The organism is Leclercia sp. LTM14 (assembly GCF_023736175.1).
Lineage (GTDB): Bacteria > Pseudomonadota > Gammaproteobacteria > Enterobacterales > Enterobacteriaceae > Enterobacter > Enterobacter barmai.
In genome coordinates this window covers 861,022-886,693 of the sequence record NZ_JAIKTT010000002.1, presented here as the reverse complement: position 1 = coordinate 886,693, position 25,672 = coordinate 861,022, and the positions used below count along the sequence as shown (strand labels likewise).

Annotated in this window: 28 protein-coding genes; 12 read left to right on the top strand and 16 right to left on the bottom strand. The window is 58.4% G+C overall.

Annotated features, from left to right (window positions below; all coding sequences use genetic code 11):
• Nucleotides 1–72: 72 nt before the first annotated feature.
• A complete protein-coding gene (locus K5I40_RS08810) occupies nucleotides 73–957 on the bottom strand; it encodes an SDR family oxidoreductase (protein ID WP_223074330.1) in 885 nt (294 codons plus the stop codon).
• 225 nt (nucleotides 958–1,182) lie between these two features.
• Between K5I40_RS08810 and K5I40_RS08805 the strand changes: the two genes are divergently transcribed.
• Entirely contained in the window at nucleotides 1,183–1,977 is a 795-nt protein-coding gene (locus K5I40_RS08805; RefSeq protein WP_052246253.1) for a helix-turn-helix transcriptional regulator, read from the top strand.
• Here K5I40_RS08805 and leuA read toward each other — a convergent pair.
• Together leuA and K5I40_RS08795 are read right to left on the bottom strand one after the other, a co-directional pair.
• Nucleotides 1,929–3,605, bottom strand: coding sequence for a 2-isopropylmalate synthase (gene leuA, locus K5I40_RS08800; RefSeq protein ID WP_223074329.1), 1,677 nt, complete (start codon nucleotides 3,603–3,605; stop codon nucleotides 1,929–1,931). The genes K5I40_RS08805 and leuA overlap by 49 nt on opposite strands.
• Before the next feature lie 94 nt (nucleotides 3,606–3,699).
• Nucleotides 3,700–4,584 carry a LysR substrate-binding domain-containing protein gene (locus K5I40_RS08795; RefSeq protein ID WP_223074328.1) on the bottom strand — a complete coding sequence of 295 codons (885 nt, stop codon included), beginning with the start codon at nucleotides 4,582–4,584 and terminating at the stop codon, nucleotides 3,700–3,702.
• Between the two features lie 100 nt (nucleotides 4,585–4,684).
• Here K5I40_RS08795 and K5I40_RS08790 point away from each other — a divergent pair, with 100 nt between their 5' ends.
• From K5I40_RS08790 to K5I40_RS08765, 6 genes are all read left to right on the top strand, one after another.
• A complete protein-coding gene (locus K5I40_RS08790; protein ID WP_039032288.1) occupies nucleotides 4,685–4,987 on the top strand; it encodes a carboxymuconolactone decarboxylase family protein in 303 nt (100 codons plus the stop codon).
• Between the two features lie 5 nt (nucleotides 4,988–4,992).
• The gene (locus tag K5I40_RS08785) at nucleotides 4,993–5,403 is read left to right on the top strand and encodes a tautomerase family protein (RefSeq protein ID WP_139564725.1); all 411 of its coding nucleotides are present in this window, start codon (nucleotides 4,993–4,995) and stop codon (nucleotides 5,401–5,403) included.
• A 228-nt stretch (nucleotides 5,404–5,631) separates the two neighbouring features.
• Entirely contained in the window at nucleotides 5,632–6,192 is a 561-nt protein-coding gene (locus K5I40_RS08780) for a hypothetical protein (protein ID WP_039032289.1), read from the top strand.
• Entirely contained in the window at nucleotides 6,189–6,605 is a 417-nt protein-coding gene (locus tag K5I40_RS08775; protein WP_197057151.1) for a putative T6SS immunity periplasmic lipoprotein, read from the top strand. The genes K5I40_RS08780 and K5I40_RS08775 overlap by 4 nt, the downstream gene beginning before the upstream one ends.
• A 26-nt stretch (nucleotides 6,606–6,631) precedes the next feature.
• Nucleotides 6,632–7,000, top strand: coding sequence for a putative T6SS immunity periplasmic lipoprotein (locus tag K5I40_RS08770; protein ID WP_223074327.1), 369 nt, complete (start codon nucleotides 6,632–6,634; stop codon nucleotides 6,998–7,000).
• Nucleotides 7,001–7,066: 66 nt separating this feature from the next.
• Entirely contained in the window at nucleotides 7,067–7,570 is a 504-nt protein-coding gene (locus tag K5I40_RS08765; protein WP_223074326.1) for a type VI secretion system tube protein TssD, read from the top strand.
• Between the two features lie 128 nt (nucleotides 7,571–7,698).
• On the opposite strand, the gene catA is transcribed toward K5I40_RS08765, so the two are convergent.
• Entirely contained in the window at nucleotides 7,699–8,385 is a 687-nt protein-coding gene (catA, locus tag K5I40_RS08760; RefSeq protein WP_405023065.1) for a type A chloramphenicol O-acetyltransferase, read from the bottom strand.
• Between the two features lie 52 nt (nucleotides 8,386–8,437).
• Complete coding sequence (locus tag K5I40_RS08755; RefSeq protein ID WP_223074325.1) at nucleotides 8,438–8,908, bottom strand: helix-turn-helix domain-containing protein; 471 nt, start codon at nucleotides 8,906–8,908, stop codon at nucleotides 8,438–8,440.
• Nucleotides 8,909–9,054: 146 nt separating this feature from the next.
• Here K5I40_RS08755 and agp point away from each other — a divergent pair, with 146 nt between their 5' ends.
• The gene (gene agp / locus K5I40_RS08750) at nucleotides 9,055–10,296 is read left to right on the top strand and encodes a bifunctional glucose-1-phosphatase/inositol phosphatase (RefSeq protein WP_223074324.1); all 1,242 of its coding nucleotides are present in this window, start codon (nucleotides 9,055–9,057) and stop codon (nucleotides 10,294–10,296) included.
• 121 nt (nucleotides 10,297–10,417) lie between these two features.
• On the opposite strand, the gene K5I40_RS08745 is transcribed toward agp, so the two are convergent.
• Both K5I40_RS08745 and wrbA read right to left on the bottom strand, forming a co-directional pair.
• On the bottom strand, nucleotides 10,418–10,645 hold the full coding sequence (locus tag K5I40_RS08745) for a YccJ family protein (RefSeq protein ID WP_039032294.1): 228 nt from the start codon (nucleotides 10,643–10,645) through the stop codon (nucleotides 10,418–10,420).
• 20 nt (nucleotides 10,646–10,665) lie between these two features.
• The gene (gene wrbA / locus K5I40_RS08740; protein WP_223074323.1) at nucleotides 10,666–11,262 is read right to left on the bottom strand and encodes an NAD(P)H:quinone oxidoreductase; all 597 of its coding nucleotides are present in this window, start codon (nucleotides 11,260–11,262) and stop codon (nucleotides 10,666–10,668) included.
• A 394-nt stretch (nucleotides 11,263–11,656) separates the two neighbouring features.
• On the opposite strand from wrbA, the gene K5I40_RS08735 reads away from it, so the two are divergent.
• Both K5I40_RS08735 and K5I40_RS08730 read left to right on the top strand, forming a co-directional pair.
• Nucleotides 11,657–11,833, top strand: a complete 177-nt coding sequence (locus K5I40_RS08735; RefSeq protein ID WP_072036748.1) for a general stress protein — start codon at nucleotides 11,657–11,659, stop codon at nucleotides 11,831–11,833.
• A gap of 140 nt (nucleotides 11,834–11,973) precedes the next feature.
• On the top strand, nucleotides 11,974–12,894 hold the full coding sequence (locus K5I40_RS08730; protein WP_039032297.1) for a DMT family transporter: 921 nt from the start codon (nucleotides 11,974–11,976) through the stop codon (nucleotides 12,892–12,894).
• Here the strand turns inward: K5I40_RS08730 and rutG are convergent.
• From rutG to rutA, 7 genes are read right to left on the bottom strand one after another with little or no spacing between them, the layout of a single operon-like run.
• Nucleotides 12,885–14,207: a pyrimidine utilization transport protein G gene (rutG, locus tag K5I40_RS08725; protein ID WP_223074322.1), complete on the bottom strand. Its 1,323-nt coding sequence runs from the start codon at nucleotides 14,205–14,207 to the stop codon at nucleotides 12,885–12,887. The genes K5I40_RS08730 and rutG overlap by 10 nt on opposite strands.
• A gap of 20 nt (nucleotides 14,208–14,227) precedes the next feature.
• Nucleotides 14,228–14,719 carry an NADH-dependent FMN reductase RutF gene (gene rutF, locus K5I40_RS08720; RefSeq protein ID WP_223074321.1) on the bottom strand — a complete coding sequence of 164 codons (492 nt, stop codon included), beginning with the start codon at nucleotides 14,717–14,719 and terminating at the stop codon, nucleotides 14,228–14,230.
• A 9-nt stretch (nucleotides 14,720–14,728) separates the two neighbouring features.
• Complete coding sequence (locus tag K5I40_RS08715; RefSeq protein WP_039032300.1) at nucleotides 14,729–15,319, bottom strand: malonic semialdehyde reductase; 591 nt, start codon at nucleotides 15,317–15,319, stop codon at nucleotides 14,729–14,731.
• Entirely contained in the window at nucleotides 15,316–16,128 is an 813-nt protein-coding gene (rutD, locus tag K5I40_RS08710; RefSeq protein WP_223074320.1) for a pyrimidine utilization protein D, read from the bottom strand. The genes K5I40_RS08715 and rutD overlap by 4 nt, the downstream gene beginning before the upstream one ends.
• A 7-nt stretch (nucleotides 16,129–16,135) precedes the next feature.
• A complete protein-coding gene (rutC, locus tag K5I40_RS08705) occupies nucleotides 16,136–16,522 on the bottom strand; it encodes a pyrimidine utilization protein C (protein ID WP_139564733.1) in 387 nt (128 codons plus the stop codon).
• Between the two features lie 11 nt (nucleotides 16,523–16,533).
• Nucleotides 16,534–17,226, bottom strand: a complete 693-nt coding sequence (gene rutB, locus K5I40_RS08700) for a pyrimidine utilization protein B (protein WP_223074319.1) — start codon at nucleotides 17,224–17,226, stop codon at nucleotides 16,534–16,536.
• Entirely contained in the window at nucleotides 17,226–18,317 is a 1,092-nt protein-coding gene (rutA, locus tag K5I40_RS08695) for a pyrimidine utilization protein A (RefSeq protein WP_223074318.1), read from the bottom strand. The genes rutB and rutA overlap by 1 nt, the downstream gene beginning before the upstream one ends.
• A gap of 250 nt (nucleotides 18,318–18,567) precedes the next feature.
• On the opposite strand from rutA, the gene rutR reads away from it, so the two are divergent.
• Nucleotides 18,568–19,206 carry an HTH-type transcriptional regulator RutR gene (gene rutR / locus K5I40_RS08690; protein WP_039032305.1) on the top strand — a complete coding sequence of 213 codons (639 nt, stop codon included), beginning with the start codon at nucleotides 18,568–18,570 and terminating at the stop codon, nucleotides 19,204–19,206.
• Here rutR and K5I40_RS08685 read toward each other — a convergent pair.
• On the bottom strand, nucleotides 19,203–19,598 hold the full coding sequence (locus tag K5I40_RS08685) for a lysozyme inhibitor LprI family protein (protein ID WP_223074317.1): 396 nt from the start codon (nucleotides 19,596–19,598) through the stop codon (nucleotides 19,203–19,205). The genes rutR and K5I40_RS08685 overlap by 4 nt on opposite strands.
• A gap of 162 nt (nucleotides 19,599–19,760) precedes the next feature.
• Entirely contained in the window at nucleotides 19,761–23,723 is a 3,963-nt protein-coding gene (gene putA / locus K5I40_RS08680) for a trifunctional transcriptional regulator/proline dehydrogenase/L-glutamate gamma-semialdehyde dehydrogenase (RefSeq protein ID WP_223074316.1), read from the bottom strand.
• A 420-nt stretch (nucleotides 23,724–24,143) separates the two neighbouring features.
• Between putA and putP the strand changes: the two genes are divergently transcribed.
• Nucleotides 24,144–25,652, top strand: a complete 1,509-nt coding sequence (gene putP / locus K5I40_RS08675) for a sodium/proline symporter PutP (protein WP_138368601.1) — start codon at nucleotides 24,144–24,146, stop codon at nucleotides 25,650–25,652.
• Nucleotides 25,653–25,672 lie beyond the last annotated feature (20 nt).

Genomic DNA, 25,672 nt, shown 5'->3' with positions numbered 1-25,672 from the left:
TTACCGCTTCGAATAATGGATTTATAATAAGTCCGCCAGCCGTCAGGCAGGTCAAAAATAAAGACAACAGAATCAGGCTACGCCGGTACCACCGTCTGAGCACCAGACCTGACCGGAGGCATAGGAGCACTCTTCAGACGCCAGCAGAACATATAGAGGCGCGATCTCCACGGGCTGACCCGGTCTGCCCAGCGGCGTATCTTCCCCGAACTGCTGCACCTTCTCCTGCGGCTGACCGCCGCTTGACTGCAGCGGGGTCCAGTAAGGGCCGGGTGCCACGGCATTCACCCGAATGCCTTTCGGCCCAAGCTGTTTCGCCAGTGATTTGGTAAAGGCCACGTTACAGGCTTTGGTCTGGGCATAATCCAGCAGGATCTCGCTCGGCTTAAACGCCTGAACCGAAGAGGTATTGATAATGACGGCACCTTCCGACAGGTGACGCACGGCCGCGCGGGTGATCCAGAACGGCGCATACACATTGGTTTTGAACGTCGCGTCGAAAGCGGCGGTGGTCAGATCTTCAATGGACTCGCAGAACTGCTGTCTGCCGGCGTTATTGACTAAAATATCGAGGCCGCCCAGTTCAGTGACGGCGCGCTCAACCAGCGTCTCACAGAACGATTCCACGCGAATATCGCCCGGGATCGCTACGGCCTTACGTCCTTCCGCCTGAATCAGGGCAATAACCGCTGCGGCGTCAGATTCTTCTTCCGGCAGATAGCCAATAGCCACATCGGCACCTTCACGGGCATAGGCGATTGCCACGGCGCGGCCAATACCGGAATCACCACCGGTAATAAGCGCTTTTTTACCTGCGAGTCGACCCGAGCCGGTATAACTGGTTTCGCCATGATCGGGGATTGGCTTCATCTCTGATGCCAGTCCTGGCATTTGTTGCGGTTGTTCCACAAATGGGGGTTGTGGGTAGTTTTTTGAAGTGATGTTTCCTGATGTCATCCCGACCTCCTTAGTCAATGAATTTAAAGCGTAGCCACTGTGACGCAACGCACCTTTATGCAGGACGTAATTCGGATTATTCTTCTTCTGGATATATTTTTGCGTTTTTCTGAATATGTCATATGAGGAAGCAGGGTGTTATTTTCCTGGAAAGGAATGCATAAGCTGACGTATAAAAAAGCCACGCTCATCGAGCATCAAAATAAATCATCCACGAGTTAACCTGTGACCACACAAACACAATTCAGCTTTACTACCCGGCCGCTGGTGCCGTTTGCCCACGATTACACCCATGGCGAAACGGAGCCGTGGCACAGCCACGACTGCGCGCAACTGCTGCACACCCTGAGCGGGGTGGTGCGGGTGGAGACCGGGCAGGGGTTCTGGATTGTGCCGCCGGGGCGGGGCGTCTGGCTGCCTGCCGGGACCCAACATCGGCTGCTGATCACCGGCAACGTGGCGGCGCGGACGCTGTTTATCGATCCCTTTGCCCGGGCGGATTTACCTTCGGTGTGCCAGGTGGTGCAGATATCCACCCTGCTTCGCGAGCTGATCATCGCCTCGCTGCACCTGCCGGAAAGCTACGGTGCAGGCAGTCGGGCGGAGCGCATCTACGAGCTGATCCTCGATGAGATCCGGGGGATTAGCGTGCTGCCGTTTAACCTTCCTGAACCTCAGGCGCCCGCGCTGCTGGCACTCTGCCGCCGGATCCAGGCCGAGCCGGGAACAAAGTGGACAACGATGTTCGCAGCAAAAACGCTCAATATCAGCGAACGCACCCTGCTGCGGCACTTTCGCCAGCAGACCGGGCTGGCGTTCAGCGAATGGCTGCGCAGGGCGCGGCTGATGGAGGCGCTGAACCGACTGGCGCAGGGTCAGTCGGTGCTTCGGGTGGCGCTGGACCTCGGTTATGAGAGCCACAGCGCCTTTAGCGCGATGTTTCGCCGCACGCTCGGGGTGGCACCGAGCGACTACTTCCCGCCCGGGGCGCTCTCCGGCAATGCGTTCAGCAAGGCCTGAAGCGACGCCCGGGAAACGTCGTTGTCGATGCCCGTCCCCCAGCGGCTTTCACCCTGCTTAAAGCTGCAGCGGATATAGGCCGCCGAGCGGCTTTCGCTGCATCTGCCCAGCGTATGCTCGTGATAATCCTCAATGGCGAAGGACAGACTGAAGCAGGATTTCATCGCGCTGGCGGCGGCTGAGAGCAGGCCGTTGCCTTTCCCCTCCAGAGTCACAATACCTTCCGCCGTCTGGACGCGGGCCCACAGCGCCAGCCCGCCATCAGCCTGGCTCTCGGTGCGGTAATCCAGCAGCTGCCGAGGGGCGAGCTGATGCGGCCCGTACAACTCGCGATACAGCTGCCACAGGGCGCTCAGCGTCATCTCGGTGCCTTCCCGGTCGGTATGCGCCTGAACGTGGCGGCTAAAGTCCTGCTGCAGGGCACGGGGCAGCACCAGGCCATGATTTTGCTCCAGCATCCAGGCCGCACCGCTTTTCCCGGACTGGCTGTTGACGCGGATCACCGCCTCATAGCTACAGCCGATATCCTCCGGGTCGACCGGAAGATAAGGCATCTCCCAGCGCGGAGAGGTGGACTGTTCCCGGGCGTGAAAGCCCTTTTTGATGGCGTCCTGATGTGAGCCAGAGAAGGCGGTAAAGGCCAGCTTCCCGGCGTAAGGATGGCGGGGATGCACCGGCAGCTGGTTGCACTGCTCCACCAGTTCCACCACCTGCTTCATGTCGCTGAAATCCAGCTCAGGCGGGACGCCCTGGCTGTAAAGGTTCATCGCCAGCGTCACCAGGCAGACGTTCCCGGTGCGCTCCCCGTTGCCGAACAGGCAACCTTCAACCCGGTCAGCGCCTGCCAGCAGGGCCAGTTCGGCACTGGCGACGCCGCTGCCGCGATCGTTATGGGGATGGACGCTGATGCAGACGTCTTCCCGACGGGAAAAGTGACGGCAGAAATACTCGATCTGATCGGCATACACGTTGGGTGTATTCACCTCAACCGTCGCGGGCAGGTTGATAATCATCGGCCGTTCGGCAGAGGGCTCCCAGACATCGGCTACCGCCTCGCAGATTTGCAGGGCGAATTCCGGCTCGGTGAAGCAAAAGGTTTCCGGGGAGTACTCGTACGTCCAGCGCGTCTGCGGGTTGGCCTCGCACAGCGCGCGTATCTGGCGCGTGGCGCTGACTGCCAGCTGGACAATCTCCTCCTTGCTCTGGCGAAACACCAGCTCGCGGAACAGCGGCGCGGTGGCGTTATAGAGATGCACCGTGGCGCGTTTTACGCCGTCCAGCGACGCGAAGGTGCGCTCAATCAGATCCCTGCGGGCCTGGGTGAGCACCTGAATGGTGACATCATCCGGAATGCGCTGCTCCTCAATCAGCTGGCGCACAAACTGAAAGTCCGTTTCGGAGGCGGAGGGGAAAGCCACCTCGATCTCCTTAAAGCCGCATTTGAGCAACTGCTCCCAGAAGCGCAGCTTGCGGGGGATATCCATCGGCTCGGCCAGCGCCTGGTTGCCGTCGCGGAGATCGGTAGAGAGCCAGCGCGGGGCGTGGGTCAGCGTCTTATCCGGCCACTGGCGATCGGGTAAGGAAATCGGGGCATAGGCCGCGTACTTTTGCGAGGGATTGCGCAACATAGTGATTCTCCAGGTGATGTCGTGTTTTCATCCTGGCGAATAACGGGGCAGGGTACTGGCGCAAAACTGACAACCTGTGGCGAGGATCCGCCATTTACGTCACTGCACGCAGGGCCTGCTCCATCAGCTGGGCCAGCAGCGTCTGCGCGCGCTGCTGTGACTCGCTCCCGTGCTGCTGCTCCAGCGTAATCCCCAGCCTGCCCGGCGCGGGCAGCTCGCTTCCCGTCACCTGCAGCCTGGGCGGCATCCCGATCCGGGTGCGCAGCGTCACGCCGAGCCCGGCCTGCACCGCAGCCCAGATCCCGCTCAGGCTGTGGCTGACAAACTCCACCCGCCAGGGGATGCCCGCCCGGTTCAGGCAGTCGATGGCGTGGGAGCGCATCAGGCAGGGGCTGTCGAACATCACCAGCGGCAGAGGCTCGCCCCGGGCCAGCAGACTGACGATGTCCATCTCCGGGGGCTGGATCCACACCAGCTGGCTCTGGCCGATCGCTGTGCCCTTGCGCGGTTCGCTCTCGTTCTGCCACAGCAGCACCATATCAAGGGCGTTATCATCAAAGGCGTTGAGCAGCGCCCGGTTGCGATCCACCCGGGCAACGATCCGCACCCCCGGATGGTGGCGTCTGAATTCCCCCAGGATGCCCGGCATCAGCGACTCGCCAAAATCCTCCTGCATGCCGATGCGGATCTCCTCCTGCAACCGTTCGCCCTTCAACGCGAACTGCACCTCGTCATTAAGCGACAGCATGCGGCGGGCGTACCCCATGACGATTTCGCCGTTGCGGGTCAGCGTCAGGCCGCGGCCTTTTTTCATCACCAGTTCTGCGCCGCACTGCTGCTCCAGCTTTTTGAGCTGGGCGCTTACCGCCGAGGTGGAGCGGCAGAGGTGGGTTGCGGCCAGGGCAAAGCTGCCATACTCAATGCCGGTAACAAAACTGCGCAGCGCGTCGAGGTCGAGCGTCGGGGGAAGCTTATTCATAATCATCCTGAAATGCGGGATGGTGCGCCGCATATAATTTGATTTTCAGGATGAAAATATGACGCCAGAATCGCCTTACTGTCAATGCGGAGAGAACACGATGGCGAAATCACTCACTTCTGAAACCCTGAGCCGCGTCGCGCCGAAACTGGCCGAGCTGAGCCAGGAGGTGCTTTTCAATGATATCTGGAAACGCGACGCGCTCTCCCCGCGCGATCGCAGCCTGATTACTCTCGGTGCCCTGACGGCGCTGGGCCGGGTACAGCAGTTGCCCTGGCATATCGGTTTCGCGCAGCAAAACGGCCTGAGCCGGGAGCAAATCACCGAAGTCTTTACCCATCTGGCGTTCTACGCCGGCTGGCCTGCGGCGGTCTCCGCCCTCGGCTGCCTGGAAGAAGAGTGATCCCGATGCCCTTCACCCGTATTTCCCTGCGTCCGGGATACAGCGACGCACAGATAGCGCAGATCTCCGACATCCTACAGCAGTGCCTGGAGGCAGAATTCGCGGTTCCGCCGGGGGATCGCTTCCAGATTTTTGAGAAGATCCCGGCCACGCGGCACCTGTTCGACCGGCACTATAAAAGCGGCGGGCGCAGCGACAATTTTATTCAGTTTCACATTCTGGCGGGCAAGCCCCGCTCGTTTGCGCAGAAGCAGAACCTCTGCCGCAGGCTGTGTGAAGAGTTGCACCGGGCGCTGAATATTCATCCGGATGACGTTATGGTGATGATCCAGTTCAACACCGCCGATGAGTGGAGCTTCAGCCAGGGACGAATGCTGTCGGAGGAGGGGTTTTCGCATCGACTACATGGCGAGTGAATTTATGAATTAATTGCCGCCATTGTTAAGGCTTTTTATTACGCGTCCGTTTTACTGGCGCGTTTTTTTTCGTGTCATAAATTTTGAATATAAGATAGACGGTTGAATGTGTTATTTAAATACATTCCTGAATGATTTCTTATATTTAATTTAATGTATGTTTTGCTCCGGAAGTACGTGAGTGAATGAGATACGCTTTTCGTCAAATACCACTCCGGGAATAACGATATGTATTATCCAAATTCTGTTGAATGGGCAGAGACTGAAGAAGGCGGGTTAAGGCGGTTAAGGCTTGGTGAAATAAACTTAGCCAGTACCCTTTATGGTTACAGCATTCATTATCATAAAGTCTGGATCCATCGTGAAAGTTATCTTCCTTTTAATCTGCAGGATCCTAACCGGGCTATGGCTCCTGATGGTGAGATGTGGTTCCGAACCGGCACATATCAGGATGATTTTTCTATTCCGGGCAAAGAGGACACGCCGTTCGCCCAACATCTTTTTCTGCATGAAATGATGCATGTCTGGCAGCATCAGCGTGGCATGTGGGTACGGATGCGCGGTGCATTTTCATGGATGGCGGATTACACCTACAGCCTGGATAAAGCAAACCTGCTTGATTACGGTCTGGAACAGCAGGCGTCTATTGTGAGCGATTACTGGTTGTTGAAACATTATGGGTTCGAAGGCAGTGAACGCCTACATGATTACAAGGATTATGATCCCTCTGAACCTTTTCTGGTGTTAATGCGAAAATATGAGAGGGTGCTAGGGAGTTTCCCAGGATGAAAAAACTATTAATAACTTCTTTAGTCGTTCTGCTTACAGGATGTCCAGGTAAAGGTAAAGAAGGAGCACAATATGGAGAAAGAAAAGCAATTCACATTGAGGGTAACCGCGTCTGCTTTACTCTTGATAAAAATGATGTTTTAGAAAGTTATAGCTTATCACCCAACCACGATGTAATTGATAAGTTACTTAGAAATTATTCCGCGCAATTGACCTATCCTGACACATGTTTTCATGTCAATTTAGAAAAGGCTGTAGTCTACGGGACACGCTATACGGTCAACCAAAAAATGTACTATTACACTTTCATTATTGATAACCACGGTCAGGTCATTGATTTAGGCTGGAACGCAGTTTGCCCTTTCCCGGGTAAGGCTTCAGAAATAACATCTGCGCATGCAGAAAAGGATTGAGGGAGTTATCAAGGATGAGAAAAATCATGTTGCTTACTCTGATTGCGTTACTGTCCGGATGCGTGAGTAAAGATTCACAGCATATAAGAAGAGGGGGGATGTTTATTGACGGAAATCGGGTCTGTTTCAGCGTTAATAAAAAGCAAGTACTCAGTCATTATGAGTTTTCGGCAATTGGTAAAGTCTACTCATCTCTACTGAGTGGACGTTCAAAACATCTTTCCTATCCAGACAGTTGTTTTATGCTTCCTTTAGAAAATGGGGTGATCTACCGGGCAAATTATATAGTGGATAATGAAAAATATTATAATGTTTTTATTAAGGATAATACTGGCCATGTCATATATTTATGGTCGGGAGTCGACTGTCCTTATTTGAGTGCTGTTCCGTGGTGATGAACGATGCAGTTAATATGTTAAATGGCAACGAAATCTCCAAATTCTAAACTGGGAAAACTAACCATGTCATTACCTGCCTACCTGTTTCTTTACGATGAAAATGGGATGTTATTAAACGGCGGAAGCCTTGCTCTGGGCCGTGAAGGCGCGGTTGAAGTGATGAGTAGCAGCTATGGTGTTAGCCAACCGGTTGACACGCACACCGGGAGAATGACAGGTACCAGACAGCATGCGCCATACATCATCCATAAACAAGTGAATAAACTATCTCCTTATCTCGCTATCTGTATTTGTGAGGGGCGGCGACTGCAAAAAGCTGAAATCAAATATTATGAAATTAACGCTGCGGGTATCGAGCGGGAAATCTATCGGGTCACTATGGAAGGTGTGGTCATCATGTCGGTAAATGCCAATCATACGTATATTCCGGGCACCAATAGCCACAATATGATTGAAACTGTTAGTTTATGTTATAACAGCATTGAGTGGTATTATCTGGACGGCGTAATTAAATATTCTGACGCCTGGTCTAAGCCTGCGCCACAGCAGCAACAAGCTGGTCAATAAAACGAGTATGTGCGCTGGGTTCGTTGCACTAGAAAGCGGGGCAGTAAAGCATATAATAGCCATCTTTCCCGCTCACTCCCCGTATAAAGATCTTGAAGACCTAAAGCGCATCACGCATTGCGTGACGCTCACTGGTGCCGTAAGTCATCACACATCTCCTGCAACTCATTAAACAGTCTTGCCGCATGAAAACCGTCGCACACCGAATGGTGGATCTGAATAGCGAGAGGCAATAATACTTTCCCATCCTGGTTGTAATATTTCCCAAAGGTGAACATCGGCGAGAAAAAGTTCTGCATTTTCGCAATGTTCATATTGAAGTTGGTAAAGGTTACCCAGGGAATCGACGATACAAAAAATATATTCTCCGGTGATTCTCCCTTAGGCCAATAAGCAAGGTTATTACCATAGCGGGCGACGTCTTCTGAATAAGTGTTCTGGAAGTGCTGAAGATTGCCATCATATTGACTCCATAATGATGAAAAGGTCTCCGTTTCATTATGGAAAATGGTATAGCTGGGATGCACTTCATTCCAGATGACAAGCTCATTGTTTTTCATGGCCATACGAAACTCCGCATGCCTGTTCACAATTTTAGCGAGGAGGGAAATAATCGTCGGGTAAAACTTCCAGCCAACCTCTTTGATATGTTTTAGCAGCGCGGTAATGTCCACCAGAACCGTCTGATTAATTGAGCATTCAGCAAAGGACTGGAATACCTCAAAATGCTCTTTCCTTGCCCAGGTTGATAAGTCAACAGGTGTATATTCTGGCGTTATTTTTTCATTTTTAACCTTTGTCCGGCAGTGATATATCAGACAGTAGTCTGAGCGTTGTCGTGCTTTATGCAGGTGATTTTCGAAATATCTAATCTGCTGAGTTAGAGGACTCCTCCAGCGCCGGATATTTCGCCACCACCTCGTCCGGCCCCAGTTCTCGTCCATCGCTTGCGATCATTGTTAACCTGCGCAGGGGCTGACGATCCCGCGCGTCCACCAGCACCGTTCCCGTATCGCCCTCGGCGAACAGGTGCGCGTTCCCCCATTGCGAGAGCGCCAGCAGCACGGTTTGCAGATCGCGGCCTTTTTCGGTCAGCACATACTCCTGCCAGGCGCTGCCGTCGGAAGCGGGTTGCAGCACCAGGATGCCTTCGTCCACCAGCAACTTCAACCGGGTTGCCAGCATGTTCTTCGCAATGCCGAGGCTTTTCTGAAACTCACCAAAACGCGTAACGCCGCTCAGGGCATCACGCACGATCAGCAGGGACCACCAGTCGCCGATAATATCCAGCGAGCGGGCAACAGGGCAGGGACTCTCTTCCAGACGGGTACGTTTCACGGTGTCTCCTTATCAGCGGTAAGTTTAATTATAAAACCAATCCGCCCCAACGTACAAAGCAAGCCGTCACTTTGCGGGCAGGCTCCAGGTAATTCGTCACAAATCTGTCACACTGTTAACAACAATAAACACGTGAGGAATTAGGGATGAGAAAAGCACTACTCGCTGTCGCCGTGGCGGGCAGCATCGGATTGTCTTGTGGCGTTCAGGCGCAAACCGCGCCGGAAGGGTATCAGCTGCAACAGGTTCTGATCATGAGCCGCCATAACCTGCGTGCGCCGCTGGCTAACAACGGCAGCGTGCTTGAACAGTCGACCCCGGAAAAATGGCCGGAGTGGGATGTGCCCGGCGGGCAGCTCACCACCAAAGGGGGCGTGCTGGAGGTCTATATGGGCCACTACATGCGCGAGTGGCTGGCTGAGCAGGGCCTGGTGACCGCCGGGGAGTGTCCGGCGGCGAACAGCGTCTATGCCTATGCCAACAGCCTCCAGCGCACGGTGGCGACCGCGCAATTCTTCATTACCGGCGCCTTCCCGGGCTGCGATGTGCCGGTGCACCATCAGGAACAGATGGGCACCATGGACCCAACCTTCAATCCGGTGATCACCGACAACTCCCCGGAATTCCGCGAAAAAGCGCTGCAGGCGATGAACAAAGAGCGCGCCGGGATGCAGCTTGATGAGAGCTACAAGCTGCTGGAGCAGATGACCGACTACGACCAGTCGCCGTCCTGCAAAGAGAAACAGGTCTGCTCCCTGACGGAGGCGAAAGACACCTACAGCGCCGAATACCAGAAAGAGCCCGGCGTCTCCGGTCCGCTGAAGGTAGGGAACTCGCTGGTGGACGCCTTCACGTTGCAGTATTACGAGGGCTTCCCGATGGATCAGGTGGCCTGGGGCGAGATCAAAACCGACCAGCAGTGGCGGGTGCTCTCTCAGCTGAAAAATGGCTATCAGGATTCGCTCTTCACCTCCGCAGAGGTGGCGCGTAACGTGGCGAAACCGCTGGTGAAATACATCGACAACGCGCTGGTCACCGACCAGGCGAAAGCGCCGAAAATCACCGTGCTGGTCGGGCATGACTCCAACATTGCCTCTCTGCTGAAGGCCCTCGATTTTAAACCCTATCAGCTGCACGGCCAGTACGAGCGTACGCCAATCGGCGGCAAGATCGTCTTCCAGCGCTGGCACGACAAGAGCGGCAACCGCGACCTGATGAAAATTGAGTATGTTTACCAGAGCACGGAGCAGCTGCGAAATGCTCAGGTGCTGACGTTAGAAGCCCCGGCGCAGCGCGTCACCCTGGAGCTGAATGGCTGTCCGGTGGATGCGAATGGGTTCTGCCCGGTGGAGACGTTTAACGCTGTGCTGAATACGGCGGCGAAGTAAGGGGATTTCCTCTCCCTTGAGGGAGAGGAAACAAAGCGTCGGGTGGCGCGTTGCTTACCCGACCTACAGGACCTCATCCCGTAGGCCTGATAAGCGTAGCGCCATCAGGCGCCGCATGCGGTCAGACGTTTTTACGTTCGATGGTCTGCTCGCCCCAGAACAGCGAGTCTTTGTCGGTTTTTTCGAAGGCTAACATCAGCACCTCATCATTACCTTCTTCCCAGATTTTCTCTGCCAGTTTTTCGTCATATTTTGCGACTTCAAAAATCGCCTCGGCAATCTCCGGTGACGTATTACGTAAGCGCGCAAATTCCCCGACGCGATGTGCTTTAGCTTCTTGTGTTGGCATAGTGATCCTCCAGTTGAGAGTTAACCTTTCAGTTTAGCAGCCAGGCCGGCGACATATTCACCCTGGTAGCGGGCGATGTTCAGTTCTGCTTCTGACGGCTGACGCGAGCCGTCGCCATCGGCAATGGTGGTCGCGCCGTAAGGCGTTCCACCGCGAACCTGTGAAATATCAAACAGCTCCTGCGTGCCATAGCCGATCGGCACAATGACCATCCCGTGGTGGGCAAGGGTAGTCCAGGTGGAGGTAATGGTCTGCTCCTGTCCGCCACCGGTGCCGGTTGAGCTGAACACGCTAGCAATCTTGCCGTGTAACGCGTTCTTAACCCACAGCCCGCCGGTTTGATCGAGGAAGGTGCGCATCTGTCCGGCCATGTTGCCGAAGCGCGTCGGGGTACCAAAGATGATCGCGTCGTAATCGCCCAGCTCCTGTGGAGAGGCCTCCGGTGCGTCCTGCGCTTTGCCGCCTGCTTTGGCAAAAGCGTCTGCCGGCATGGTTTCCGGCACGCGTTTGATCACTACCTCAACCCCCTCGACTTTCCTGGCGCCGTCCGCCACTGCGTGAGCCATGGTTTCGATGTGTCCGTACATGGAATAGTAGAGCACCAGAATTCTCGTCATTTCGCCTCACTCCTCGCATGATTTTTTTGGCCAGCGGCATGCTGTCCTCATTTAAAGATATGACGTGACAGCGAGACTGCAAATCTGAAGGCCATTTGTTTGATTTTAAACAACAAAGAATGCCGGGCTTTCTTCGTAGCAAAATGACACATTTTCCCTATTGTGAATTTCTGGAATGATAAGAAAGGTTTATGGTTCCGTTTCGTCGGGCTTCATACAAAAGGCTGATATCGTATTGCAGGATATTACGATTGGCTGGCTGAATGCCCATGCTCCACTAAGCTTAGGTTCACGCGGCGCAGATAAAGCCACTTTTTTAGCGTCGTCAGGTGGAAGAAACCGCTTTCACTGAATGCAGAATGAAATCTTATGTTTCTAACACTGGAGGTCCGACATGGCAAACCATCGTGGTGGGTCAGGTAATTTTGCAGAAGACCGTGAAAGAGCATCAGCAGCAGGACGTAAAGGTGGCCAGCAGAGCGGGGGTAACTTCAAGAATGACCCTCAGCGCGCATCCGAAGCTGGCAAAAAAGGGGGTAAAAATAGCCATGGCGGTAACAGGAGTAAATAAGTTGTCGCTGTCTGAAGTACGGGTCTCATGACCCCTGGCACCCCCGCCGCCGGGATACCCGGCGGTTTTTTTGTGCCTGTTATTGAACTGTTATCAAATTCCTCCCACACTAGCGGATTCACTCTTTACCCTGGTGTCCCATGTCCTCCTCTCGTTATGCCTTCTCCATCAAGCCGCAGGAAGCGATCCTGATCCTTATCACCATGTTCTGGGGCGGTACCTTTCTGGCCGTGCAGTACGCCGTGACGCTCAGCGATCCCTTCTTCTTTGTCGGCCTGCGCTTTGCAACGGCGGCGCTGGCGGTGGCGCTGATTTCCCTCAAAACCCTGCGCGGCCTGACCATGACCGAGCTGAAGGCAGGGCTGGCGATAGGGGTGGCGATTGCGATGGGCTACAGCCTGCAAACCTGGGGACTACAGACCATCCCCAGCAGTAAATCGGCCTTTATTACCGCCATGTATGTTCCGCTGGTGCCGCTGCTGCAGTGGCTCTGCCTGCGCCGGATGCCGGGGATGATGTCCTGCATCGGTATCGTGCTGGCCTTTATCGGGCTGATCCTGCTGGCCGGGCCGGAAGATAACCTGCTGGCGCTCGGGAAAGGTGAGATCATTACCCTGGTGGGCGCGGTGGCGATTGCCGCCGAGATTATCCTCATCAGCGCCTGGGCCGGAAAGGTGGATGTCAAGCGCGTCACCGTTGTGCAGCTGGCCACCGCCTCGCTGGTGGCGTTTCTGACCATGATCCCGGCGGGGGAATCCGTTCCGCCGATGTCGGCCGGGCTGTGGATCGTGGCGCTCGGGCTTGGGATTTTCAGCGCCATTATTCAGGTGACCATGAACTGGGCCCAGCGCAGCGTCTCTCCGACGCGAGCTACGGTTATCTATACCGGCGAGCCGGTGTGGGCGGGGATCTTTGGCCGTCTGGCCGGGGAGCGTCTGCCGTTGCTGGCCCTGCTGGGCGCCGCCTTTATCATTGCGGGCGTGCTGGTGAGCGAGCTAAAGCTCAAAAGAAAGAATAAGGCGCTGGCGGAAGCCGACAGCGCCTCGCTGGATCAGTCCTGAGGGACCGCCTCGCCCTGCGTCACCCCGGCCATCCGGCGGCTGAGCAGGGCGTTAAGGGCAATCGCGCCGAAAGTGGCCGTGCCGATCCCGCCGAGGGTAAAGCCGCCCAGCGAAAGGGCAAAATCACCCGCTCCCAGCACCAGGGTCACGGCGACCATAATCAGGTTACCGTTCTGGCTCAAATCGACATGGTTCTGCACCCAGATCCGCGCCCCGGCCACCGCGATTAACCCGAACACCACTATCGATGCCCCGCCAATCACCGGCGCGGGGATGGTGTGGATCAGCGCGCCAAACTTCGGTGAGAAACCGAGCAGCACGGCAATCACCGCCGCCGCCACGAACACCAGCGTCGAGTAGACTTTGGTCACCGCCATCACGCCGATATTCTCGGCATAGGTGGTCACTCCGCTGCCGCCCACCGAGCCCGACAGCATGGTCGCCAGCCCGTCGCCCACAAACGCCCGGCCCATATACGGGTCCATGTTGCGCCCGGTCATTCCGGCCACCGCCTTCAGGTGGCCGAGGTTCTCCGCCACCAGGATCACCGCCACCGGGGCAATCAGCATCATCGCCTGGCCGTTAAAGGTGGGCGAGGTCAGCTGCGGCAGGCCAAACCACGCCGCCTGCTGCACAAGGGCAAAATCCACCGGTTTGCCGAGCCCAAAGAGGCTGGTCACCAGGGCGTAGAGCAGGCAGGCGACGATCAGCCCCACCAGGATCAGCAGCCGCTGAACCATTCCCCGGGTAAACACCGCCACCAGACCGATGCACAGTACCGTCATCACCGCCATCCAGCTGTCAAAGGCCGAGCCGGAAACGCCTTTGACGGCAATAGGGGCCAGGTTCAGGCCAATCGCCATCACCACCGCGCCGGTCACCACTGGCGGCATCAGCCGTTCGATCCAGCGGGTGCCCATCTTCATCACTACCAGGCCGATCGCGGTATAGATCGCGCCGCAGGCGATGATCCCGCCCAGGGCAACGCTCAGCTGCGGGTTAACCCCCTGGCCGCTAAAGCCGGTGGCGGCAATGACCACTCCGACAAAGGCCGCGCTGGAGCCGAGGTAGCTCGGCACCCGTCCCCCGGTGATGAAAAAGAACAGCAGGGTGCCGATGCCCGACATCAGAATCGACAGGTTAGGATCCAGTCCCATCAGGATGGGCATCAGCACCGTGGCGCCGAACATCGCCACCGCGTGCTGCACGCCCATTACCGCGGTTTGCGCCAGCGGGAGACGTTCATCCGGCGCGACCACGCCGCTTTCTGAGGTCGATTTCAACTGCCAGTGAGGAAAACCGAATAGTGCCATCAGCTGCTCCTTAAGGAGGGTTAACAGGCGGGTCGCATCAGCGCGTGGTAGCCGCGGTCAAACCACACCAGGCCCTGCGGCACCGGGTGGCGGGTAATTGCAACGATCTCGCAAAACAGAATGTCGTGAGTGCCGACACTCACCACCTGGCTAATCCGGCAGTCGAACGAGGCCAGCGCGTCGTCCAGCCGCGGGCAGCCGGTGGCCCCCGTCTGCCACTCGGCGGCGGCAAAGCGGTCGGCCATCGGGGTTTTCCCTCCGAACAGATTCGAGAGCGCCTCCTGGCCCGCGCTCAGGGTGTTGACGCACAGGGTGCGGTTGTCGTTAAACACCGGCCATACCGACGCGCCGCGGTTCAGGCACACCAGCAGGGTCGGCGGCGAGTCGGTCACGCTGCACACCGCACTGGCGGTAAAGCCCGCCTGACCGGCCGGGCCGTCGGTGGTGATGATATTGACCGCCGCGCCGAGACAGGCCATCGCATCCCGAAACGTCTGTTTATCGATGTTCATGGTGGCTCCTTATGCCAGCCCGCAGGCGTCTTCAAAGCTGAGACGGGGCAGACGCCCGTAGAGTTTGCTGGTATCGCCGTAGCCGATATTGATCAGCAGATTGCTTTTCAGGCTGCTGCCGGTGAAGAAGGCCGCGTCTACTTTCTCCCGATCGAAGCCGGACATCGGCCCGGTATCCAGCCCCAGCGCCCGGCAGGCGACAATCAGATAGGCCGCCTGCATCGTGCTGTTGCGAAACGCGGTCTCCTCGGCGAGCTGCGGGCTGGCGGTAAACCAGCTCCGGGCATCCCCGTGGGGGAACAGCTCCGGCAGACGCTCATAAAACACGCTGTCCCAGGCCACAATCGCCGTCACCGGGGCGGTGAGGGTCTTTTGCAGATTGCCGCTGGAGAGCGCCGGGCGCAGCTTCTCTTTGCCTTCCGGGGTGCGGATAAACACCATCCGCGCCGGGGAGCAGTTGGCCGAGGTCGGGCCCCACTTCATCAGGTCGTAAATTTCGCGCAGCGTCTCGTCGCTGACCGGGCGATCCAGCCAGCCGTTATGGGTCCGCGCCTCGGTAAACAGCGCGTGCTGCGCCGTCGGGTTGATGGCTTCACTCATAGCAACTCCTTCGATAAACGTTCGTGGCGGTGCAGCAGCCTGGCGAGCCCGTTTTGCAGCAGGGCGTTAAAGGCCTCCGGCTCGGTCACGTTGCAGGCGTGGCCGCCCCGGGGCATCCGGGTGAAGATGCTGTCGGGCAGGGCGGCGTGCAGCTGCGAAGAGCAAACCGCGGGCACCAGCAGATCGTCGGCGGAACAGATGATCTGCACCGGGCAGCGGACGCGCATGGTCTGGCGACTGTAATCGGCCCGCTTCAGGGCGCTGAGCCTGCGCAGCAGGGTGGTTTTGCCCTGGAAATGCGCGAGGGCCAGCGCCTCTTCGGCCTCCATGCGCGGCTGGCGGGCCGCCATCCAGTCCGCCGGATAGAGAAACAGCGGCTGGGCTTCCACCCACGCCTGAGCGCCCCCTGCGTGCAGCAGCCGCTCGCGGATCTGAAAACAGCGCCGGGTATGGGGATGCAGCGCCAGCCAGCCGTTGACGCACACCAGCGCGCTGAGTGCGCCGGGGTGATCCACCGCCAGCTGCAGGCCGACAAGCGCCCCCAGGGCATGGCCCACCACGCTGAACTGCGCGATCCCGGCGGCATCCAGCGCCTGCCACAGCTCGTCGGCCATCTGCGCCAGGGTGTAATCCTCCGGCAGCTCGCCGGGATTGTTGCCGGTGCCGCGCTGGTCATAGCACACCACCTGATACCCCTGCTCCAGGTCGGCAAGCTGGGGCAGCCAGTAGCTGGCGCTGCCCCCTAATCCGGCGATCAGCACCACAACCGGCGCACCGGCAAAGGGGGGCGGTGAAATGGACAGATTCATGGCAACCTCACGGCGTGATGTGGGCGATGGTGGCGATCTCCACCAGCGCCTCGGGTTTGACCAGCCCGCACTGAATGCAGAAGCGGGCCGGTTTATCGCCGGGGAAAAACTCGGCGTAGATTTCGTTAATCGCGGCGTAATTTTTCCAGTCGGTGATAAAGATGCTGTTGAAGGTCACGTCCTCCATGGTCCCACCCGCCGTTTCGATAACGCGCTGAATGGTCTGCAGCACGTGGCGGGTTTGTGCCTTTGGGTCGTCGGGGAAGACCACGTTGTTCTGCGCATCGAACGGCAGGGTGCCGGAGACGTAGACCACGCCGTCCGCCAGGGTACCGGGAACGAATGGGGCAATCGGGGTGCTGGTGCCCGGGGGAATAATCACAGATTTCGGCATTGGCTTGCTCCTCAGGCTATACGGGCATACGCGGCGGGGGAGAGGGCGTCGCAGAAGGTGGCGACGTCGCTGACCCAGCCAAAAAAGGTTTCGATATTGAACAGCGCGGCCTGCTGGGCAAACGCCGGTCCCGCCTGGTGGGTGGCATCTTCCAGCACCACGCCGAAATATTCGAGAAAGAAGCCGTCGCGCAGGGTGGACTCCACGCAGACGTTGGTGGCAATACCGGTGAAGATCAGATGGCGAATGCTGCGGCTGCGCAGCAGGCTGTCCAGCGGCGTATTAAAGAAGCCGCTGTAGCGCGGTTTCGGCAGCACGATGTCGCCCGGCTCCGGCACCAGTTCGTTCACCAATTCATAGTCCCAGCCGCCTTTCGCCAGCAGCTGGCCCTGCAATTCCGGGCGCTGGCGCATGGTTTTCAGGGCGTTCGATTTGTGGAAGTTAGGCGAGCCGGGGCCGCCTGCCTCCACGTACTGGTCGTCCCAGCCGTTCTGGAACCAGACGATCAGCATTCCGGCGCGGCGGGCGGCGGCCACCGCGGTGCGGATATTCTCGATCACCGGGCGGGTGGCGGAGACGTCAAACCCGGCGAGATCGAGATAGCCGCCGGGGCTGGCGTAGGCGTTTTGCATATCCACCACGATCAGCGCGCTCTGCTGAGGGTCAAAGGTGATGGCTTCCGGGCGTGCGGGCAGGGTCGTCATTACGCCACCTCCTTCGTGATGGCCGGAATGTGGGCGCGACACTGCATCAGCGGCTGGATGCGCTCGCCGAAGGTCTCAATGCCGGTAAGGAAATCATCAAAGGTCAGGAGCACGCCTTCTGCCCCCGGGACGCTGGCGACGTCATCGAGCATCCGCGCCACGCTGGCGTAAGAGCCCACCAGGGTGCCCATGTTGATATTCACCGCCGAGGTCGGGTCGGCCATCTGGCGCACGTTGGTGTCCGAACCGGAGCGGGTGTCCTTCTGGCTCTGCTCGCTGAGCCAGCTCAGGGCTTCGTCGTCGGCCCCGGCTTTGTAGTGCTCCCACTTCGCCCGCGCCGCCTCGTCGGTTTCGTCGGCGATCACCATAAACAGCACGTAGGAGCCGACGTCGCGCCCGGTCTTTTCAGCCGCCGCCTTCATGCGGGCGGCGGTAGGGGCAAAGGCCGCCGGGGTGTTAATCCCTTTACCGAAGCAGAAGTTGAAATCGGCATATTTCGCCGAGAACTCCATCCCGGCATCGCTCTGCCCGGCGCAGATCACCTTCATCGGCACCGACGGCTGCGGGCTGACGCGGCAGTCGTTCATGGTGAAGAACTCGCCTTTGAAGTCGCTCTTGCCGGTGCCCCATAGATCGCGCAGGACCTGCACGTATTCGGTGAGGTAGTCGTAGCGTTTCGCGAAATAGTCATCCCCCGGCCAGAGCCCCATCTGCTCATACTCCGGCTTCTGCCAGCCGGTGACGAGGTTCACGCCGAAGCGCCCGCCGGAGATGGTATCGATGGTGGAAGCCATCCGCGCCACGATGGCCGGAGGCAGGGTGAGGGTGGCGGCGGTAGCGTAGATCTGGATGCGCGAGGTAACCGCCGCCAGCCCCGCCATCAGGGTGAAGGACTCCAGGTTGTGATCCCAGAATTCGGTCTTACCGCCGAAGCCGCGCAGCTTAATCATCGACAGGGCGAAATCGAAGTGATAGTGCTCTGCCTTCTGCACGATGGCCTTGTTCAGCTCAAAGGTCGGCATGTACTGCGGCGCGTGGGTAGAGATAAGCCAGCCGTTGTTGCCAATGGGAACGAATACGCCAATTTTCATCACGAACCTCTCTTCATCTCAGCATGGGGGAAAGTCTGAGGTCGGTTTTGCAAAGGCGATGCCAGTTTTGAAATTGGTAATGTTATTATGGTGTTAACGAATGGTTGATGAATTGCTTGCGTTAAAACTGGACTGTCTGGTCAAAATAGTTGCACACAAAGCAGGCAGTCGTGCGCGGTAGCGGTGCAGATTGTCGTAGCAGGCCTGGGGTTTTTGCTATGCTGGGGGCATATCAACAAGGAGTGAGCCCATGGCGCAAGGCGCAGTGAAAACAGGCGGTAAACGTTCGCAGGCAGTGAGCGCGAAAAAACAGGCGATCCTCTCGGCGGCGCTGGAGACCTTCTCGCAGTTTGGCATTCACGGTACGCGCCTGGAGCAGGTGGCTGAACTGGCCGGGGTGTCGAAAACCAATCTGCTCTACTACTTCCCCTCGAAAGAGGCGCTGTACATTGCCGTCCTGCAACAGATTCTGGATATCTGGCTGGCACCGCTGAAGGCGTTTCGCGAGGAGCTCACCCCGCTGCTGGCGATCCAGCAGTATATCCGCCTGAAGCTGGAGGTTTCACGGGACTACCCTCAGGCCTCGAGGCTGTTCTGTCTGGAGATGCTGCAGGGGGCACCGCTGCTGAAGGCGGCGCTGAGCGGCGATCTGAAATCGCTGGTGGATGAGAAGTCGGCGATCATTGCCGGCTGGGTCGCCACCGGCAAACTGGCACCGGTGGACCCGCACCATCTGATCTTTATGATCTGGGCCGCCACCCAGCACTACGCCGACTTTTCCGCTCAGGTCGAGGCGGTGACGGGCAAGACGCTCAAGGATGATGATTTCTTCCACAGCACGGTGGAAAACGTTGAGCGGATGATCATCGAAGGGATCCGGGTGCGTTAATTCGCCGGTGGCAGAGGGCAGCTCAGGTCGCCCTCTTCACACTGCATCAGCGTGGCCAGATACGCTTCACGTTCGTTGGTTTTATCAGCCAGACACTGGTTCACAATCATTGGCTGAATGGAGCCGCCTTCGGTGCCCGAGCCGATAAAGGCGCAGTCGGCATCACGCAGGGCGATCCACGCCTGCTGGGCCTTTTTCAGCAGCTCGCGCTGGGGCGCTTCGGCGCGTTTGATTGCCGACTGATAAGTCTGGTTCAGGGTTTTATCTGCGGCCTGATACTGCTGCGCGGTACAGGTATTCATTTCCGTCTGGGTGCTGGCGTTGGCGCACTCGTCCGCCTGGGCAATGCTGCTCATCAGTAGTGCGCCTGCGGCAATCATTAATCGTTTCATTATTTGCTCCCTGTAAAAAAGCCGGATGCGCTACGCTTATCCGGCCTACGAAAATCACATTGTCATTCTCTGTAGCCCCGGTAAGCGCAGCGCCACCGGGGAACAGACCGCACAATCCCGTAGCCCCGGTAAGCGTAGCGCCACCGGGGAAGGATTGCACGCTTAACCGATGGTCATCAGGCTGGCGTTGCCCCCTGCTGCGGCGGTGTTGACGCTAAGCGAACGCTCCACGTACAGGCGTTCCAACTGGAGGTTGGTTTCACCCCGGGCGAAGCCCTGCACCGAGACGATCGCGCCGTTACGGGCCGCAACCTGCTCACACAGCTCGCGCAGCTGGTCAGAGTCACCGTGATAGATCACCGCGTCAAACGGCTGGCTGGTCAGCACATCGGCTTTGGCAAAGCGAATGCGTTCGGTCACCGCCTTCGGCAGCTGCTTCGCCAGGTCGCGGTGCAGGCCATCTTCCGGCCACAGCACTTCACATCCGGTCGCCAGCGCGGCCGCCAGCTGGGTAAGCGCATCCTGCTCGTTATCCGCCACGCACAGCACGCGCTCGCGCGGCATCAGCGTCCAGGTGTTGCGCTCGCCCGTTGGGCCTGGCAGCACGCGCTGGGTTCCGGCCTGCGCCAGCTCGCCATACTCCTGGCACAGCTCACGCAGCTCAGGGCGTTTTTCTGCCCAGGCTTTCAGGGCTTCCAGCGGCTGGGTCAGCACCGCTTTCACCTGAGTGTCCACCGCGTACTGCGCATCCTGACGTGCCAGGGTCACGCCCAGCGCCTTCGCCGGACGGTTAGCCAGCAGGCGATAGAGGTACATTGGACCACCGGCTTTCGGACCGGTGCCCGATAGCCCTTCGCCGCCGAACGGCTGCACGCCAACCACGGCGCCCACCATATTGCGGTTCACGTACAGGTTGCCGACGTTGGCGCTGCCGGTCACCTGGGCGATGGTCTCGTCGATACGGGTATGCACGCCGAGGGTCAGACCATAGCCGGAGGCGTTGATCTGCCCGATCAACTGGTCGAGATTGTTACGGTTGTAGCGCACCACGTGCAGTACCGGACCAAACACCTCTTTCTTCAGCTCGTCGAAGCTCGCCAGCTCAATCAGGGTTGGGGCTACAAAGGTGCCGCTGGTCCACTCGCGGGCATCTTCGCTGTTCTCACGCACCGCCTGGTAAACCGGACGGCCTTTGGCGCGCATCGTCTGGATGTGGTTTTCGATGTTGGCTTTCGCTTCGGCATCAATCACCGGACCGATGTCGGTGGTCAGACGGCCAGGGTTGCCCATCCGGCATTCCGCCATCGCGCCGCGCAGCATTTTCAGGGTGTGGTCGGCGACTTCATCCTGCACGCAGAGCACGCGCAGGGCAGAGCAGCGCTGTCCGGCGCTGTCGAAGGCCGAGGCAACCACGTCCACCACCACCTGCTCGGTGAGGGCGGAGGAGTCGACGATCATCGCGTTCATACCGCCGGTTTCGGCGATCAGCGGCGTCGGACGGCCCTGCGCATCCAGACGGGTGGCGATGTTGCGTTGCAGCAGGGAGGCCACTTCGGTGGAGCCGGTGAACATCACGCCGCGCACGCGGTTGTCGGCGGTCAGCTTCGCGCCAACGGTCTCGCCGCGGCCTGGCAGCAGCTGCACCACGCCCGCCGGAACGCCCGCTTCCAGCAGGATATTGATCCCTTGGGCGGCAATCAGCGGCGTCTGTTCGGCCGGTTTTGCCAGCACGCTGTTACCGGCGGCAAGGGCGGCGGCAATCTGGCCGGTGAAGATGGCCAGCGGGAAGTTCCACGGGCTGATACAGACCACCGGGCCCAGCGGGCGGTGGGTTTCGTTGTCGAAATCGTCACGCACCTGACCGGCATAGTAGTGCAGGAAGTCAACGGCCTCGCGCACTTCGGCGATGGCGTTGCTGAAGGTTTTACCCGCTTCACGCACCAGAATGCCAATCAGCTGCTGCATCTGATCTTCCATCAGCACCGCAGCACGCTCCAGAATGGCCGCGCGCTCCTGCGGCGGGGTGGCGAACCAGATAGGGGCGTTGTTCACCGCGCTGTCGAGGGCCAGATCCACTTCCTGTTCGGTAGCTTCCCGGGCAAATCCGACGATGTCTTTCGGCTCGGCCGGGTTGACCACCGGCTGCATTTCGCCGTCGCTGACCGGCTGCTCCAGAATCGGTTTTGCCTGCCACTTCTGCAGGGCGCTGTTGAGCAGCGACGAGGAGAGGGACGCCAGACGGTGTTCGTTCGCCAGATCCAGGCCTGCAGAGTTGATGCGGCCATTGCCGTACAGCTCGCGCGGCAGGGCAATTTTCGGATGCGGCAGACCGACCTGACCTTCCTGAGCGGCCATTTTTTCCACCGCCTGGACCGGATCCGCCACCAGTTCGTCCAGCGGCAGGGTGGCATCGGCGATGCGGTTAACGAAGGAGGTGTTAGCCCCGTTTTCCAGCAGACGACGCACCAGGTACGCCAGCAGCGTTTCGTGGGTGCCGACCGGGGCGTAAATACGGCATGGACGGTTCAGTTTGCCATCCGCCACTTTACCGGTGACCTGCTCGTACAGCGGTTCACCCATGCCGTGCAGGCACTGGAACTCGTACTGGCCCGGATAGTAGTTCTGACCGGCCAGCTGATAGATGGCCGCCAGGGTGTGGGCGTTGTGGGTGGCGAACTGCGGGTAGATCAGATTCGGCACGCCGAGCAGCTTTTTGGCGCAGGCGAGGTAGGAGACGTCGGTGTAGACCTTGCGGGTGTAGACCGGATAGCCCTCCAGACCGTCCATCTGGGCGCGTTTGATCTCGCTGTCCCAGTAAGCGCCCTTCACCAGACGGATCATCAGGCGGCGACGGCTGCGGTTGGCGAGGTCAATCAGGTAATCAATCACGAACGGGCAGCGTTTCTGGTAGGCCTGAATAACAAAGCCAATCCCGTTCCAGCCCGCCAGCTCTGGTTCGAAGCACAGTTTTTCCAGCAGATCGAGGGAGATCTCCAGGCGGTCGGCCTCTTCGGCGTCGATGTTGATGCCGATATCATACTGGCGCGCCAGCAGGGTCAGGGACTTCAGGCGCGGGTAGAGCTCTTCCATCACGCGATCGTACTGGGCGCGGCTGTAGCGCGGGTGCAGGGCGGAGAGCTTGATGGAGATCCCCGGGCCTTCATAGATGCCCCGGCCGTTGGAGGCTTTACCGATGGCGTGGATCGCCTGCTGGTAAGAGACCAGATAGGCCTGCGCGTCGGCGGCGGTCAGCGCCGCTTCGCCCAGCATGTCATAGGAGTAGCGGAAGCCTTTGTCTTCCAGCTTGCGGGCGTTAGCCAGCGCTTCAGCGATGGTTTCGCCGGTCACGAACTGCTCGCCCATCAGGCGCATCGCCATGTCCACGCCTTTACGGATCAGCGGCTCGCCGCTCTTGCCGATAATGCGGTTCAGGGAGCGGGAGAGGTTGGCTTCGTTATGGGTGGAGACCAGCTTGCCGGTAAACAGCAGGCCCCAGGTGGCGGCGTTCACGAATAGCGACGGGCTGCGGCCAATGTGGGAGTGCCAGTTGCCGTTGCTGATCTTGTCGCGGATCAGGGCGTCGCGGGTGGCTTTGTCCGGGATACGCAGCAGCGCTTCCGCCAGACACATCAGGGCCACGCCCTCCTGAGAGGAGAGGGAGAACTCCTGCAGCAGGCTCTGCACCATTCCGGCGCGGCCTGAGGCGTTTTTCTGGTTACGCAGTTTTTCAGCAAGCTGATACGCCAGGCTGTGGGCCTGGGAGGCAATCGGCTCCGGCAGACGCGCCTGCTCCAGCAGCATCGGTACGGCGTCGGTCTCGGCACGACGGTAAGCGGCGGTAATGGCCGCACGGCTCACCGACTGCGGCAAAATCTGCTCGGCAAATTCGAGGAACGGCTGGTGGATCTCATCGCTCGCCTCGGCGCTGTCGTCGCTCTCGTTGGCGGCACCGGCCAGCAGGGCAGGCAGCTCTGGCAGGGCGTCGTCGCTCTCCAGTTTTTCCAGATAGTTGAAGATTGCCTGCTTAATTAACCAGTGTGGCGTGCGGTCAATTCGGGTTGCGGCCGATTTAATCCGTTCGCGGGTCGCGTCATCCAGCTTAACCCCCATAGTGGTCATGCCCATGCCAAAAACTCCTGTGATTCAGTAGCGCTAGTGTAGTTAACGTGAAATATCCACTATGTTGCAACTTTGTGCAACCACGTTAAATGTGACCCGGTTTGCAAGCTGGAAAATGAATGGAATGTTACTGCATGGTTAACCGTAAAATAAGTGTGGATTTTAAGAGTGAAGCCTGTTTTCATGCGGCGCTTAACACTTTTTAAAGGTGCAACCGCGAAAAACGTGAGCGAGTGCAACCTCCAGGAATCTGGTGTGAAACCGGGGATGAAAATGATGTAAATGCAGTGTTAAATCGTTTGTGTCATGGAGGCGCATACGGCAGGATACGCGCGGCCAACAGAAACACACATCATCACCCCCTCGTTCCGGGGGTGTAATAAAGACGGTCAGAAAGGCCGTCGAACATCTTTGCGGAGTATTTAAATGGCAATTAGCACACCGATGCTGGTGACATTTCTTATCTATATTTTTGGCATGATCCTGATAGGGTTCCTTGCATGGCGTTCTACCAAGAACTTTGACGACTACATCCTCGGCGGGCGTAGCCTTGGGCCGTTCGTGACCGCGCTCTCTGCGGGTGCGTCGGATATGAGCGGCTGGCTGCTGATGGGGCTGCCGGGCGCCATCTTTCTCTCCGGGATCTCGGAAAGCTGGATCGCCATCGGCCTGACGCTGGGGGCATGGATCAACTGGAAGCTGGTGGCCGGGCGTCTGCGCGTGCACACCGAAGCCAACAACAACGCCCTGACCCTGCCGGACTACTTCACCGGCCGTTTCGAAGATAAGAGCCGCATCCTGCGTATTATCTCAGCGGCGGTTATTCTGCTGTTCTTCACCATCTACTGTGCCTCCGGCATCGTGGCGGGCGCGCGTCTGTTCGAAAGCACCTTCGGCATGAGCTACGAAACCGCACTCTGGGCGGGCGCGGCGGCGACCATCCTCTACACCTTCGTGGGCGGGTTCCTGGCGGTAAGCTGGACCGACACCGTGCAGGCGAGCCTGATGATTTTTGCTCTGATCCTGACCCCGGTGATTGTGATCCTCTCCGTAGGCGGTCTGGGTGATTCGCTGGCGGTTATCCAGCAGAAGAGCATTGAAAACGTCGATATGCTGAAAGGGCTGAACTTTGTCGCCATCGTGTCGCTGATGGGCTGGGGGCTGGGTTACTTCGGCCAGCCGCACATCCTGGCGCGCTTTATGGCGGCAGACTCTCACCACACCATCGTTCATGCCCGTCGTATCAGCATGGCATGGATGATCCTCTGCCTGTGCGGCGCCTGTGCGGTAGGCTTCTTCGGGATTGCCTACTTCAGCAACAACCCGTCTCTGGCGGGCGCGGTAAACCAGAACGCCGAGCGCGTGTTTATCGAGCTGGCGCAGATCCTCTTCAACCCGTGGATCGCCGGTATTCTGCTCTCCGCCATCCTGGCGGCGGTAATGTCCACCCTGAGCTGCCAGCTGCTGGTCTGCTCCAGTGCCATCACCGAAGATCTGTACAAAGCCTTCCTGCGTAAAAACGCCAGCCAGAAAGAGCTGGTATGGGTCGGTCGCCTGATGGTGCTGGTGGTAGCCCTGGTCGCTATCGCCCTGGCATCTAACCCGGAAAACCGCGTGCTGGGTCTGGTGAGCTACGCCTGGGCAGGCTTTGGTGCCGCCTTTGGTCCGGTAGTGCTGTTCTCGGTGATGTGGTCCCGCATGACACGTAACGGCGCGCTGGCGGGGATGATTATCGGTGCGGTCACGGTGATCGTCTGGAAACAGTTTGCGTGGCTGGGTCTGTACGAAATCATCCCGGGCTTTATCTTCGGCAGCATCGGGATTGTGGTCTTCAGTTTGCTGGGTAAAGCGCCGTCTGCCACGATGCAGAAACGCTTTGCCGACGCCGATGCGATGTATCACACCACTGCACCAACGAAGTTACAGGCTGAATAAAAAGTTTCCCCCTTCACGTA